The organism is bacterium (assembly GCA_035529855.1).
Lineage (GTDB): Bacteria > RBG-13-66-14 > B26-G2 > WVWN01 > WVWN01 > WVWN01.
On the sequence record DATKVX010000031.1, the window covers coordinates 1 to 14,935 of the forward strand.

The window sequence follows — 14,935 nt, forward strand, 5'->3', positions numbered from 1 at the left end:
TCCGTTGCTCTCCTCCACATATATCCTTATACTTTAGTCGGGACATCGGTACGCCACCTCCGGATTTTGGCGAAAGTCGAGCGGTTTATCCAACTCAACTTTACCATATCCTGGTGGGTACCATGTCCCTTTACTCTACAACGGCCTTGTTCCCCGGGCGGCGTCGGCGGTATCCGCTTGACGCGCCGGCCTCGTTGCGATATTATCGCCGCGACGATGCTACGCGCCATTATCATATTGGGTGCGCTGGCGACGGCCGCCGCCGCGGTAGACATCAACGTCGCCGAAGACGAAGCCAAGAAAGCGGAGGCCGCGACGTTGGCGCCGCTGGAGGGAGAGGGTTACTACGATTCGACGGCCTTGGCCGAGCTCGCGCTGGCCCGTAAAAAGCGTTCGCCGACGGGAGCGCTCTGGCGGTCGTTCGCGGTTCCCGGGTGGGGCCAGATTTACAACGGCAAGTACTGGAAGGCGGGCGGGATAATAGCCGCCCAGGCGGGAACGCTTTATATGGCGGTGGATAACTACGTCATCGCCAGGAGGTATTTACGCGAAGCCCGCGAGGCAACCGACGAAAAAATCAAACGCGATAAACTCGCCAAGCATGAAAACTACATCGTCGAGACCGAATTCTGGGGGTGGCTCTTCGTCGCGGCCCTCACCTATTCGATGATGGACGCGTACGTGGACGCGCACCTCGCGGACTGGGACGTCTCGGACCTGCCGGCCGACAAAGAAGCCCAGTCGCGTATCAAAGTCGAACCTACCGCCACCGGGCTCACGGTCGCCATAGGCCTGCTTTGAACGATACGCCGACGACGACGTTGCGTAAATCAAAAAAACCCGGCTCGAGGCCGGGTCTTTAATTTACTATTTAACCTAAGCCGGTTCCAGCGCCGCGCCGAAGTCCAGGCCGAACGCGCGGCACCGTTGGAATACCTCCTCGTCGGGAGCGAAATCCACCGCTAACGCGGGCCGGGCCAGCTTCGCCCCCGCTTCCTTTAAGCGGCCTTCCACCCGCTGAACGGCCTCCCCCGTCGTGCCGAACGGCCCGAACGCCGCCGCCGGTTTCCCGCCGACCACGTTCGCCGCCTCCGCTAAAACCCTTTCCACCGGCTCGAGCGCGTCGTCCGCGACCGCCGGTACGCCGATAAGAAGGCCGGCGGCCTCGCCGAGCAACGCCGAAACTTCTCCGCTTTTTATCGACGTCACGTCCCGCAACACCGGCTCCGCGCCGGCGGCGGCCAAACCTCGCGCGATCTGGTCGGCCATCTGAGCGACGTTGCCGTAATCGCCGGAGTAGAATACGGCGACGAGCGGTTTGACGCGCCCTTCGTCGGGTTCCTCGCTCCACGTCCGGTAAAGCTCTACGTATTTACGCGGGTCCGTCCGTAAAACCGGCCCGTGGCCGGTACAAATTACGTCCACGTCAAGGGTGGCGATTTTATCCACCGCCTGGCGCACCTTATCGCGGAACGGCCGCATTATATTGTCGAAGTAGTACCGGTAAGGCCCGGCGAAGTCGCCGGCCTCGTCGTCGAACACCGCCCGCTCGTCGCAGAAATGTACGCCGAAGGCGTCGCAGGTAAACAGTACGCGGTCCCGCGGCGAATAGGTGAACATCGTGTCGGGCCAGTGAAGGAACGGCGCGCTGATAAACGTCAACTCGCGGTCGCCCAGCTCGAGGCTGTCGCCGTCGCCCACGGCCAGCGGTTCTCGCTCGAGGTGGAAGAGCTGGTGTGTTTGGCGGCTCGCGGCCTTCGACGTCACGACCCGGGCGTTGGGCGCCACTTCCGCGAGCCAGGGGACCGCGCCGGAATGGTCCGCCTCGGTGTGATTCAATATGAGGTATTCTATCTTGAGGGGGTCGATTAAAGACTTCAACTTCTCGACGTACTCGTCGCGAAACGTAACCTTGACGGCCTCCACCAGGGTGGGCTTGGCCGCCATAATTAAATATGAGTTGTACGTCGTCCCCCACGGCGTCGGCAGCACGACCTCGAACGCGTCGAGGTGGGGGTCGTGTACGCCGAGCCAATAGATATCATTTTTAACTAATACCGGGTCCATCTCGTCCCCCTGGGGTTTTTAGGGTTTAGGCAAGAATATCGTCTGCGTCGGGTACGCGAAGTCGATTTTACGCTTGGCGAACTCGTCGAACATGGCGACGTTTATCTGCTGTTGTACGTCCATATATTTTTTATAGTCGTTCCCGCAGACGAAGTATACTATTTCGAAAATTAAATTGAAATCGCCGAAGGAGTGGAAGTGCGCGCGGTCGAAATCGGCGTCTTCGACCTCGGCGATAATTTTCTCTACTATGCCGGGGATCTCTTTCAACTTCTTCGGCGGCGTCTGGTACGTCACGCCTATTTTGAACGCCACCCGGCGCCGTTCCATCCGCTTGTAATTTTGGACCCGCGAGTCCGTGAGGTCGGCGTTGGAGAAAATGAGCTGCTCGCCGCTCAAGCTCGTCAGCCGGGTGGTCTTGACGCCCACTTTTTCGACGGTCCCCGATTTATCGCCGACGGTTATGAAGTCGCCGATTTCGAAAGGCCGGTCGAACAATATCGAGAAGTAGCCGAAGAGGTCTTTCAATATCGCCTGGCCCGCGAGCGCCACCGCAACGCCGCCGATGCCCAGGCCCGCGACGACCGTCGTCACCTTGAAGCCCAGGTTGTCGAACATGAAGATTACGGCCACTATCCATACGGCGATCTTTATAATGGGCATCAGCACCCTTACGGTCCGTTCCCTCGCCTCGTTCTCCTCCTTGGCCAACCAATAATACTTAATGGTGTTCACCAGTACCGCGATAATAAAACGGGCCCCCAAAAAGGTCAGTAAAATCTTCGCGACGATTTCGATTGCGCGAGCCGCGTCGGGTTGAATGGTCAAACACCCCAGCGCCACATATACCGTACCCAGGTAGAGCAACGGCAAAAGCGCTTTCGCGATACTATTAACGAGCTTGTCGTCGATAGGCGCCTTCGTTTTATTCGCCCACGCCGCGACGCGCCTGACGACGACGTACTTGAGGATTCGGAGGACGATAACGCCCCCCACGACCGCGCCCAAGACTTTCAGGTAATCCGCAACGCGGTTTTCCCACAACACGTAGTTCAAAATCGTTTCTACCATAAACGCGTCACCACCGGAAAATAACCGTAGAAACGGCCCTCTCAGTACTATCGGCGGTTAAATATAAACCATAGGAGGCCACAGGTCAAGGGCTCCGGGCCGTTGCGCCGGGAAAGCGGCTCCCGTCCCGTAATCCCGGTACTTACCGCATGCTGCCGACGCGTAGCGCTTATTATAACGCCCGGCGCTCGGCCGGGCGGGAATTTTGGGGGGAGCGGGTGGGAATCGAACCCACCGGCGACAGGGTTAGTGCCGCCGCACGGATTTGAAGTCCGGCCTGCCCACCAGTAGCAGCTCCGCCCCCGCAGTCTTTTCCGGAAGTTTCGTTACCGTCGCAGTCCTCGGATTCGTCGCTGTGCCGTTTATACGCCGATTTCTGAACCGCTTCTTTTAAATAGCTATTACTCCGATTGGGAGTACCTTTGGACCGTACACGGCCGCGGTCGAATAATTACCTACCGACGCCCTCCCCCTATTGCACGTAACCCAAAGTTCTCAGCTTTCTCTCGAGCACCGGCGGCAGGTAAATTTCGCCCTGGCCGAAGGCCCTCTCCTCAACCCGGTTTTTATAGCGAGCCAGCGCGTCGCGGCTTTCCGCGAGTACGCCGCCTGCCTCCGTAAAGGCGGCGTTGGACGCGAGGTTATCTTTCTGCCATCGGTCGCGGCGCCGGTCGTACAAATACTCGACGTCGGCGTTTTCGTCCTTAAGGTAATAATAATCTCCCGCCACCAGACCGTTTAACTCTATACTGGATTCGACCCCCTCGTCGTCGGACGGCATGAGTATCGTGTGGATACCTTCTAAAAGTAGCTCCCGGCGCGGCAACTCGGAACCGGACTTAATATAAGGCCCCAGAGCTAAGCCTTCCCAGCCGCGCGGGGTTTCGAGGCCCGCCAACGAGACCAATGTCGGCGGGATATCAACCAAATTGACCGGCCCTTCGACGACGGCCGGCTTGCAGCCCGGGGCTTTAATTATAAACGGTACCCGCGCTAACTCGTGGTGAAGGCCGGCGCCGTGAAGCCAACGGCCGTGTTCTAAAAACTCTTCGCCGTGGTCGGCCGTTATCACTATTATCGCCTCCGAGTCGCGCCCGGGACTATTAACGATATTCTCCAGCAGGTCCTCTATGACGACGTCCATCCGGCGAATCTCGGCGTCGTACAACGCCCTGGCTAAAGCCAGCTCGTCCTCGTTGAAGTCGGGTACGAACGTTGGGTCCTTCAACACTTCATACCAGAAAAGAGGCCCCGCCGCTATCCTAAGCACGCGCTCCTTGTCGACCTTGGCCAAATACGGCTTAACCTCGTACATATACCCGGGACCGGGTAAATTAGGTGTATGAGGCTCCATATAATGGATGTAATAAAAGGCGGGCCGCCCCCGAGCGAAACGGGTCCAAAATTTTAGCCTCGCGTTAATACTAATGCCGTCGTTCGTCGTATTTAAAAGCGGCCCTAAAAACGGCCTCATCCAAACGAAAGCCATAAAAGGGCGCGCGCACGAGACGGGCGGGCCGGCGGCGTTGAATATCGGCCCTTGGCCGACGTCATCCATGATGTCAAAACCGTCGGCCATCCGTGCCGGCCGAGTTACGTTCGGGTTCGCCGAAGCGCATATGGTCCTGTAGCCTCCTTCGCGTAAGGCTTCGGCCAACGTAACCGCGTCGTCCGGAAGCGGAAAAAAGCGGGCGTTAACGCCGTGGGTGCCGGGGTAGGTCGCGGTAAAAATGGAAGCTACCGCCGGCTTCGTCCACGTGGAAACGGTAAAAGCTTCCTTAAAAACCACGGCCTCCGCGCCGAACATCTCCAAAGTAGGAGCCAAATAGCGTTTCGCGCCGTAATAACTAAGCCGGTCCGCGCGAAACGCGTCCATGACGACGATATATATATCAGGCCGCCTCGGCGGCGGCTCGCGCGCCTGCCAGATGGCCCATAGCTCGGCGAAGATAAACGGGGTTAGTAGGCCAAGAGTTAGTAATCGCAAGAAGTTAACGGGCAGTGGGCCCCCGGCCGACGACCGGCGCCGTATCCTATTTACCAACCCGTAAATCCCCCACGCCGCGCAAAACCACACGGTGACCGTAAGCAAGAATACGGCCAAAATGACCACGTTCGGTTTATAGTAAAACCATACAAAATCGACTGTCGCCAAAAAATAAAAAAACGGAGCGCCCAATAACGCGATTACGACGATTAGTAACGGCGGCGAGCTTAAATGGACTCTTCCTCTCCTCGCCGCCCAGAAGTAATATATCGAGCAACCGGCCGCGAATACGAGGCCGCTTACCGCGGCCGCCCATAACGCTTCGGCGCCGAATAAAATCTGGGAAAAAAACCTCGGCGGCCCCCAAAAAGCCCCCCGACCTAACCCCGCGCCGAGGATTAACTCGCCGGCCGCGGCGAGGACGCCACCCAAACAACCAGCGCCCAAAACCTGCCCGGTAAAGCGACCGTACCCCTGTAACGCCTTTACGCCCATCCCGCCGAACCTTTAAACGTGTCGTAGGGTTTAAGACAAAGACCCCGCTTACGTTGCGATTATAAAGGTCTCTCCTTGAAGAAGTGGAAGTCAAAGCCAATTTTAAATTCCGGCCGTATCCTTTATATCCCCGAGGCATAGCCCCCCTTATTTAACGCAACCCCACGTCCTCGGCTGTCTCTCGAGTGCCGGCGACAGGGTTAGTGCCGCCGCACGGATTTGAAGTCCGGCCTGCCCACCAGTAGCAGCTCCGCCCCCGCTCTTCGAAACTTTAAATTCAGTATACGTTCAACTCTCGTTCGGGGCAAGGTTTTTTATACTCTTCGGGATATACCGAGGAAACCCCTAATGGCTCGAGCCGGCCCCGAACCGTTTTTACGTCGGGATGATTAAAATATTGACGACCGCGCCCGAATATGTTAGGATTACCTAACAATGGCGCCGGACCACGCAACGTCATCTCGCAAAAACCTAAGCCCGTCTCTCGAGGATTACCTCGAGGCCGTATTCGACCTCGGGCCGCCGGCGCGGGTTTCGTCCATCGCGCGCCGCTTAAAAGTGGCCAAGGCATCGGTCACGCAAGCGGTACAAAGGCTGACCGACAAGGGATTAGTCGAATCCGCGCGCTACGGCCGCGTTAGCCTTACGGCCCAAGGCCTCAAGTCGGCGCGTAAAGTACGCAACCGGCACGATACCCTCGTAACGTTTCTTGAAGACGTTTTAGGGGTCCCGGACGTCGTCGCCGAACGCGACGCCTGCACGCTCGAGCACGGCCTCAGCGACGAGACCGCCGGACGGCTCGCCGACTATACGGTGGCGGTAGCCCGCCGCCGCAAAAGCCGACGCCGCACCGGCGCCCAACGGCCACCCGGTAAATAGACGCGGAATATCCTAGGTCGCTTCGCCGACGCGGCCCAATCGCGTAGTAACGGAGGCGCTTCGACTTGCCGGAAATTAAATCGTTGTTGGAATTCGACCCCGGGACGACGGTCCGCGTCGTCAGGATAAACGCCGGCCGGGGATTGAAGCTGCGCCTCCTGTCGCTCGGCCTCGTCCCCGGCGCCGACATTTACGTCCTCGACAACAGGCACGGCCCGGTTAAGCTCTGCTTCAACAACTCCCGCATAGCCGTGGGTCGCGGCGTCGCCGCGAAGGTCCTGGCGGCGGCCGCTTCCGACGACGTATGCCCTGAATGCGAAACGGACGAACCTTGTCCCAAGAAGTAAAAATTTTAAAACATTTGTTAGGCGCCCCTAACATAAGGACATGGCTTCGCCGAAGGACATAACCATAGCGCTGGCCGGCAATCCTAACGCCGGCAAGACGTCGGTGTTCAACAAGCTCACCGGCGGCCGCCAGCACGTAGGCAACTGGCCCGGCGTAACCGTCGAAAAAAAAGAGGGCCGATACGAGTACGGCGGCGCGACGGTCCACGTCGTCGACCTCCCCGGGACGTACTCCATGGGCGCGTACTCGCTGGACGAGGTCGTCGCCCGCGACTTCGTAATGACCGGCCGGCCGGACGTCGTCGTCGACGTGGCGGACGCGTCCAACCTCGAGCGCAATCTTTACCTCACGACGCAGCTCCTCGAGATGGGCGCCAACGTCGTCGTCGCGCTCAACATGTACGACGTCGTCGAAAAGGACCTACGCTTCGACGTCGCAGGGATATCGACCCTCCTGGGCGTACCGGTAATCCCCACCGTCGGGACTACCGGCCGGGGCATCGCCGAGCTCAAGGCCGCCGTCGCCGCGGCCGCCGCCCAAGGCCGAACGGTATCGCCGCTGCGCATCAACTACGGCCACGAAATAGAACCCCACGTCGAAAAACTCGCCGCGGAGCTGACGGCCCTGGATACGCTGCCGTCGGGGCTCGGCCGCCGGTGGCTCGCCCTTAAACTCCTCGAAGGGGACGATGAGGTAAAGGCGCTGGTAAGCGAAACGCCGGAGGGCGCCGCGGTCGCCGACGAAGGCTCCGCCGTCGCCGAACACCTAAAGAATATCGTGGGCGACGACGCCGTGGTCGCGGTGGCCGACTACCGGTACGGCTTCATAGCCGGTTTAATGAGAGCCGTCGTGCGGTCCCGCGAACCGTCGCCGGTACGGCTTACCGCTTCCGATAAAATAGATAGAGTCGTCACCAACCGCTTCCTCGGCATCCCGATATTCTTCGCCACGGCGTTTGCCCTGTTCGAGCTTACGTTTAAAATCGCCGAGCCGGTGGCGGGCGCGCTGGCGTGGGCCCTCGGTTGGCTCGGCGCTCAAGCCTCGTCGTCGGGCGTGGCCGCTCCCCCGCTCCTCGTCAGCTTCGTCGTCGACGGCGTCCTCGGCGGCGTCGGCAGCGTCCTGGTTTTCGTCCCCAATATATTCTTCCTCTTCGTCGCGATCGCGGTCCTGGAAGACTCGGGCTATATGGCGCGCGTGGCTTTCATCCTGGACGAATTCATGCACAAGTTGAGTCTCCACGGCCGCAGCTTCATCCCGCTTATACTCGGCTTCGGCTGCAACGTGCCGGCGGTGATGGCGACGCGTACGCTCGAGACCCGGCGCGAACGGATGATAACCATCATGGTCATACCGCTGATATCCTGCTCCGCGCGCTTGCCAATATACGTCCTCTTCGCCGGGGCGTTCTTCGCGGGCCGGCGGGGCCTGGTCGTTTGGTCGTTGTACGTCCTGGGAATCGTGCTCGCCACAGCCGCGGCCAAGGTGTTCAGCAAGTTGTTGTTCCCCGGCGAGTCGGCGCATTTCGTAATGGAGCTCCCGCCGTACCGGGTACCGACGCTGCGAGGCGCGCTGCTCCACGCCTGGGAGCGAAGCCGCGAATTCGTGACGCGCGCCGGCGGCATCATACTCGCGGCCTCGGTCCTGCTTTGGGGCCTGGCCAACCTTCCGCCCGGCATAGCCTACGCGAGTCGCGACAGCATCCTGGGGAAAGCTGGCGCGCTTATAGCGCCGGCGTTCCGGCCCGCCGGCTTCGGCGAATGGGAGCCGGCCGTCGCGCTCGTCGCGGGTATAATGGCGAAAGAGGCCGTAGTATCCACGTTGGGCGTCCTTTACGGCGCCGGCCGGGAAGGGCTCACGAACGTGTTGCGCGCGACGTTCACGCCGCTGTCGGCCTACGCCTTCATGGTCATGTCGTTGATATACATCCCCTGCGCCGCGACCATCGCCGTCATTCGCCGCGAGACCGGCTCGTGGCGCTGGACGCTATTCGCGACCGGTTACACTATAATATTGGGGTGGTTGATGGCGACGCTCGTCTACCAGGGCGGCAGGCTTTTAGGGCTGGGGTAGAAACGAAAAGGGTATGTGGGAAACTATAATAATATTGGCGGCGGTCGTTATCGGCGCCGTCGCCGTACTCCTTATTATTAAACGCCAGGCCAAGGGGGGCGCGCCGGGTTGCTGCGGCTGCCCGTACGGCCGCGACCCGTCGGCTTGCGCGCCGCGTGAAGTAAAAGCCGCGCTACCAGAACGGTGCGGGAAAAAATATTTGACTCTAAAGTAATTTTGAATTAAAATATGGCCAACAAAATACGGTAATATACAAATAGAGTACGGGACGAGAGCAATGTCTAGGTTTGAAGAAAAACTAAACGAGTTAGAAAAAGCGTTTACCCCAGCCGCTCCTATAAACAAAAGGGAGTTCTTCGCAGGAAGAGTAAACGAAATCGTAAAAGTGATTGACGCGGTTAAAGAAAAAGGAGCGCACGCAATCGTTTACGGAGAAAGGGGCGTAGGAAAAACATCGTTGGCGAATATAACAGCTGAAGTTATTTCTGAGGCCGCTGTAATAAAAACGAGTTGTGTTTCTTACGATAAATACGAAGATATATGGGATAAAACTTTAAAACGGATAAAGATGATTGGCGAACAAAGGAGAATAGGATATATAGAAGACGTTAATGTTGTAGAATATACCGCTCGGGAATTCATACCAGAAGGTCAAGAGATTAAACCCGAAAACGTAGCAGACATTATAAGTGGTATTTTTAATAAAGGAATAATTATTGTCGATGAATTCGATAGAATAAAGGGGGAAAAAATAAAGAGATTAATGGCTGATACCATAAAATATATTTCCGATAATATATCTGGTATAACCTTGGTCATTGTTGGCGTCGCATTAACAGTAGATGAATTAATCGGCGAACACCATTCGATAGAAAGAAATTTGAAACAAATAAAATTAGAGAGGATGAAAGAAGAGGAGTTAAAAGAAATCATAGATAAGGGGTCGCGGTTACTAAATATGGTTATCGACGATGCTGTTGCCGCTGATATCGTTAAACTATCCCAAGGTTTCCCGCATTATACACATTTACTTTCTAAATATAGCGCTAAATTTGCGCTAATTAATTCTAGGTTTTCGATTAATTCCGAAGACCTAAATGATGCAGTAATGTTCAGCTTAAAAGACGTAAGCGAAACGATACGCAACGCCTACTTACGGGCCTCCGCTTCGACAAGAGCTACGATATTCCCCGAAGTAATACTCGCTTGTGCTTTAACAAAATTCGACGAATACGCGACTTTTAGGGCTAAAGATGTTGAAATACCTTTGTCGGATATCCTAGGGCAAAAAGTAGATATAACGAAATTTTCTTACCACTTAGGAAAACTAATAAACCCTGACCGAGGGCCTTTATTAGAACGAATAGGCGGTAAGGGCCGGCACCGGTATCGTTTCTTAAACCCGTTAATGATACCTTACATTGTTTTGAAAGGGCGTGAGAGAGGATTAATATAAACGTTAATTGCTTAATACCGTAAAACCTTAAAAAAACCGCCCCGTTGGGGGCGGTTTGCGATATCGGCTCCGCCTATATTCGGTCCAGGCCCGCCGCCAAGTCGTCGACCAGGTCGCCCGGGTCCTCCAAGCCTACCGATATTCGGATATACCCCTCGCTTAGGCCGACGTCGGCCAGCTCCTCTTTCGGGTAGCCGTGATGGGTCGTCGACGCCGGGTGTTCGATTAGCGTCATGACGTCGCCCAAGCTGACGGCCTGGACGCAAACGTTAAGGCCGTCGAGGAGCTTTTTGGCGTCGCCGAAGTTCGCCACGTCGAAGCCCACCATCCCGCCGAAGAGGCGCATCTGTTTCGCCGCAAGCTCGTGCCCCGGGTGGCTCGGCAGGCCCGGGTAGTATACTTTTTTGACCTTGTCGTGCTCCGCGAGGAACTCCGCGACCTTTTGCGCGTTGGCGCAATGGCGGTCCATACGCAGCGGTAACGTCTTTAAACCGCGCAGGAACAGAAAGGCGTTGAAAGGCGACGTCGTCGCGCCGAGGTCCTTGTACGTACTTCCCCGCATTTCGTCCATCGCCTCTCGCGGCCCGGCGACCATACCGCCGATGCAGTCGCCGTGGCCGCCGATGTACTTCGTCGCCGAGTGTACCGCGTACGTCGCGCCGAGTTTTATGGGTTGCGTGAGGTACGGCGTCCCGAACGTATTGTCCACCGCGAGCGGTACGCCGGCCTTTCGCGCGACGTCGGCTACGGCGGCGATATCGACGATGTGGAGCAACGGGTTGGACGGCGTCTCCAAAAATATCAGCTTCGTGTTGTCGCGGATATTTTCCCCGACCGCGTCCGCCGTCATATCCGTTAGATAGGTTACGTCTATCCCGAAGCGCGGAAAGTGCTTCGTGAAAAGCTCGTACGTGCCGCCGTAGAGTTCTTTTTGAACCAGGAAGTGGTCGCCCGCGGAACAGTGGTACAGCGCCAGCGCGTTTATGGCCGCCAATCCGGAGGCGAAAGTAAGGCCCGCGTCGGCACCCTCCAACAACGCGAGGTTCTTCTCGAGCTTCTCGTTCGTCGGGTTCGAAAGGCGGGTATAGATGTAACCCTGCTCTTCCTTGGCGAAGAGAGCCGCGCCCCGGTCCGCGGTAAAATACGAGAAGGTCGAAGTCTGATATATCGGCGTCGCGACGGCGCCTGTTTTCTCATCGCAGGGCGCCGCGCCCTGGACGGCCAGCGTATGAAAGTCTAACTCTTTCACGAAGTCTCCTTGACCTAAAGAACGTTATGGGAACCTTTACGCGCCAATATAAGACGGCCGGGGCTTAAAGTCAAGCCGGCGCTTAGCGCGTTATGACCATCTTCCTCGCCGCGCCGTCGCCCCCGGCGTCCAGCCGGTACACGTAAACCCCCGGCGGCAGCGACGACACGTCCGCGCGGACCTCGTGCGTCCCGGCGTGCGCGAAGCCGCGGAACATCGTACCCACCCGCCGCCCGGCGAGGTCGTAGAGCGCGAGCGACACGTCGGCCCCCGCTTCCAGCGAAAACGGTATCGTCGTAGTCCCAAGCGCCGGGTTCGGATAGTTCTGGCTAAGCGCGAACGTCGTCTTGCGGACCCAGCCGCGCTTCGGGCCGAAGGTCTCGGTCCCGCCGCCGGCGAGCACGGCCTCCAGCCAGTAGTCGTACGCCGCCCCGCCGACGACGCCGGCATCCGTGTACGAGAACGACGACGCCCTACCGGTAATCAAACCCTCGTTCACCTTAACGAGCAGCGGCCGGTAGCCGCTTACGTCGGCGCGCCGCCGGTAGAGGTTGAACCCGGATAAGCTCGAGCCGCCGGCCGTAACCTTCCAATTAACGACGAGGCCGCCGTCGGCCGGGAATACGCCGAATCCGGATATCGCGACTACGCCCCCTCGCTCGTTTAAGAAAAGGTAACTGCCGGTCTCCTCGTCCCAATTCGTCACGACGAGGTCCAAGTCCTCGGAATACACGTAACCGAACTCGACGTTGCCGCGGCCGGGACGGGGCGCCCGGGCGAACGAGACCCATCCGTCTTCGGGATGGAAACAAAACTCCCCCGGCTCGAGCGTCCTCCCGTCCACCCGGGCGTACGTGAACGCGTGGAGCGGCAGGTGCTCGAGGTACCAGAGCTTGCGGGTCCCGTCGCCGTCGTAGCGTTCCCCCGTTACGAAGCGGAGGCCGTCGTTATCGACGTCGCCCCAAACCGCCTGTTCGCACACCAACGCGCCGCTCCGAGGATAGTAGGACCAGGCCGGCGACGCGCCGAACGCGCCGTTCACATTTTCGTATACCTGAATCGGCGACCACCAACCGCCGACGGCGAGGTCGAGGTCGCCGTCGCCGTCCACGTCCGCCAGCTTCACGCACGACGCGTAGCGCAGCGGCGCCGACCACGCGAAGGCCGTCGCGAGCGAACCGGCCCCGTTCATATATAACAAGACGCGGCCTCCGGAGTTATCCGAAACGACCATGTCGCGCCAACCGTCGCCGTCCACGTCGCCGAACGTCAGCTGATTGAATTCGGTAACCAGGTCCGTACGCCACGACGGCGTTTTCCGGAGTACGCCCCCCTCGTTCTCGAACAGGTAGCACGGCTCTCCGTGGCCGGCCGTCGCGAGATCGAGGTCGCCGTCGCCGTCTACGTCGCACCAGCCCACGTCGTTAGCGTCGTACGCTTTGGGCGTAAACCAACTCGCGTACTTCTCCCACACGCCGCCGTCGTTCGCGTATAGGCGAACGGGCGCCGGGTCGAAGTACCCGGATATCGTCGCGAGCTCGAGGTCGCCGTCGCCGTCCACGTCGCCCAGCGCGCACGAGAAGCTGTCGTCGGCGTCGGCGTTCGTCCACACCGGCGACGACGTCAGGCGGCCGCCGTCGTTGCGGTACAACTGCTCGAGGTGGGGCGTGAGGAAACCGGTGATGACGACGTCGAGGTCGCCGTCGGCGTCGACGTCGCCCATGTCGAGTTGGCCGTCGTAGCCGAGGTCCGCGCTGCGCCAGCTCGCCGCTCGCTCCAGCTCGCCGCGACGGTTGTAGAAGACGGCGTCTTCTTCCTCGTCCATATCGTTGCCGTTCCCCACGACCAGGTCGAGGTAGCCGTCGCCGTCGAGGTCCCACAACATACCGCCGGTGGCGTAGTCCTCGTCCTCGGACTCCCACGCCGGTTCGGCCGCCAGCGGGACGAAGGCCGCCGCGCCGCCCCCCATTATGCCGACGGCGTACGCGATAACCAACAGTATCTTGAAATCGCTCATAACGACGTTGGACTCCTATATTCTACCGTAACGTAACCGCTTGCGTCCTACGGTTCGGCCCGGACGAGACGTTATCACGAACCTCGATCCTTTTCTTGCCGTGCGTTCTCGTGAGCATATTTAATCGGCGCGGGCCTCCAGCCAAACCCGCCCCACGCGGACCTCGGCGTCCGCCGGGCCCTCGAAAGTTACCTTCACGTCGTGAACGTCGGCGAAATTAACCCGAGGCCGGTCGGCGAACTTGAGGGCGCCCTCGCGTCCCTTCGCCTCGACGTAAAAGCGCGCCCGAGCCAGGTCCAACTCGAGCCGCGCCCGCGTCCACCACGCCGGCGATAACAGGACCACTTCCTCGTAAAAGGCGCCCGCTCCGTCCGTCACGCGCACCGTCGCGCTAACCCGGCCTCTCGAGCCGTTGTACAACTCGACGACGAGCGAGCCGAAAGTACTCCAATCCCGGAGCGGCGGCCTGAACTCGAGCTCGCCCGCGCGCTTCGCCTTAAGCCGGGCTACGAACGCCGGCCCGCCCGCGACGTTCGCGTCCGGCAAAACGGCGGCTCCCTCGAACCCTTTATCCGAAAAATCGGCCGGCGCCTCGTCGCCGCTCGAGAGATAACGCCTGAGGAGTTGCTTTAAGACGAAATCGCCGCGGCCGCCGGCGCCGGAAGACGCCGCCCTCTCGTAACCCGGCGCCGTCGCCGCCAGCGTCCGCCCGCGAGGTACGTAACGCAATTCGTAGTCGCCGTCTCGGTCCGTAACCGACGCTAGCGGGCCGACCCGTACCACCGCCCGGGCGACGGCCGTACCGTCGTCGCTTACCGCGCGGCCTCGTACGACGTTCTCCGCTATTTCCTGGCGCCACTCGCTCTTTACCAACGCCACCGCCGCGGCCTCGCGAGCCCCGTATAAAGCGTCCGCCTCGGCGCCGTTCCCTCCGGCGGGAGGTAGCGCCGGGACGACGCCGGCCGCCAGCTCGTCGGCGTACGCCGCCAGGCCGGCGTCTTTCAACGCCGATAAATACGCGTAGTCCTCGGCCGCTTCGCGCAGAAGCTTCAGCCGTATGCTCGGCAGCGGCTTGTTCAAACCCAACTCGGTCCCCGGGTATATCAACGCGTACGCGCCGTTGCCCCATCTGTTGCGCGGGTCGTCGGAGAGCGGCTTCCCTTCTTTTCGGGGAAAATAAGACACGTCGCCCAACGTCGCGACGTCGCCGCCGAAGCGCCACAACGCCCATCCGACGAGGCGGTGGTCGCCGGCCGGGCGGTCGACGTAGCCGGCGAAGCCTCCGGCCTTAAACGC

General features: G+C 59.4%; 11 protein-coding genes and 1 tRNA gene. 5 read left to right on the top strand and 7 right to left on the bottom strand.

From position 1 onward, the window contains the following. Positions 1 to 177: 177 nt before the first annotated feature. Positions 178 to 801, top strand: coding sequence for a DUF5683 domain-containing protein (locus VMX79_02830; protein ID HUV86027.1), 624 nt, complete (start codon positions 178 to 180; stop codon positions 799 to 801). 75 nt (positions 802 to 876) lie between these two features. Here the strand turns inward: VMX79_02830 and VMX79_02835 are convergent, their stop codons facing one another. The 4 genes from VMX79_02835 to VMX79_02850 all read right to left on the bottom strand — a co-directional run bounded on the left by VMX79_02835 (position 877) and on the right by VMX79_02850 (position 5,620). Beyond that, a complete protein-coding gene (locus VMX79_02835; protein ID HUV86028.1) occupies positions 877 to 2,067 on the bottom strand; it encodes an FprA family A-type flavoprotein in 1,191 nt (396 codons plus the stop codon). 18 nt (positions 2,068 to 2,085) lie between these two features. Then, positions 2,086 to 3,138 carry a mechanosensitive ion channel family protein gene (locus VMX79_02840; protein ID HUV86029.1) on the bottom strand — a complete coding sequence of 351 codons (1,053 nt, stop codon included), beginning with the start codon at positions 3,136 to 3,138 and terminating at the stop codon, positions 2,086 to 2,088. A gap of 206 nt (positions 3,139 to 3,344) precedes the next feature. After that, a tRNA-Sec gene (locus tag VMX79_02845) sits at positions 3,345 to 3,442 on the bottom strand. Between the two features lie 168 nt (positions 3,443 to 3,610). After that, on the bottom strand, positions 3,611 to 5,620 hold the full coding sequence (locus tag VMX79_02850) for a sulfatase (protein ID HUV86030.1): 2,010 nt from the start codon (positions 5,618 to 5,620) through the stop codon (positions 3,611 to 3,613). 435 nt (positions 5,621 to 6,055) lie between these two features. Here VMX79_02850 and VMX79_02855 point away from each other — a divergent pair, with 435 nt between their 5' ends. The 4 genes from VMX79_02855 to VMX79_02870 all read left to right on the top strand — a co-directional run bounded on the left by VMX79_02855 (position 6,056) and on the right by VMX79_02870 (position 10,373). Next, positions 6,056 to 6,499 carry a metal-dependent transcriptional regulator gene (locus VMX79_02855; protein ID HUV86031.1) on the top strand — a complete coding sequence of 148 codons (444 nt, stop codon included), beginning with the start codon at positions 6,056 to 6,058 and terminating at the stop codon, positions 6,497 to 6,499. A 65-nt stretch (positions 6,500 to 6,564) separates the two neighbouring features. Then, positions 6,565 to 6,846 (top strand): FeoA domain-containing protein, encoded by a 282-nt coding sequence (locus tag VMX79_02860; GenBank protein ID HUV86032.1) that lies wholly within the window; start codon positions 6,565 to 6,567, stop codon positions 6,844 to 6,846. 40 nt (positions 6,847 to 6,886) lie between these two features. After that, on the top strand, positions 6,887 to 8,917 hold the full coding sequence (gene feoB / locus VMX79_02865) for a ferrous iron transport protein B (GenBank protein ID HUV86033.1): 2,031 nt from the start codon (positions 6,887 to 6,889) through the stop codon (positions 8,915 to 8,917). Between the two features lie 277 nt (positions 8,918 to 9,194). Beyond that, complete coding sequence (locus VMX79_02870; GenBank protein ID HUV86034.1) at positions 9,195 to 10,373, top strand: AAA family ATPase; 1,179 nt, start codon at positions 9,195 to 9,197, stop codon at positions 10,371 to 10,373. A 73-nt stretch (positions 10,374 to 10,446) separates the two neighbouring features. Here VMX79_02870 and VMX79_02875 read toward each other — a convergent pair whose 3' ends face one another. The 3 genes from VMX79_02875 to VMX79_02885 all read right to left on the bottom strand — a co-directional run. Continuing rightward, positions 10,447 to 11,622, bottom strand: a complete 1,176-nt coding sequence (locus VMX79_02875; protein ID HUV86035.1) for a PLP-dependent aspartate aminotransferase family protein — start codon at positions 11,620 to 11,622, stop codon at positions 10,447 to 10,449. Between the two features lie 82 nt (positions 11,623 to 11,704). Continuing rightward, the gene (locus VMX79_02880) at positions 11,705 to 13,639 is read right to left on the bottom strand and encodes a T9SS type A sorting domain-containing protein (protein HUV86036.1); all 1,935 of its coding nucleotides are present in this window, start codon (positions 13,637 to 13,639) and stop codon (positions 11,705 to 11,707) included. A gap of 120 nt (positions 13,640 to 13,759) precedes the next feature. Continuing rightward, the coding region (locus tag VMX79_02885) for a hypothetical protein (GenBank protein ID HUV86037.1) at positions 13,760 to 14,935 on the bottom strand (1,176 nt) is incomplete at its 5' end.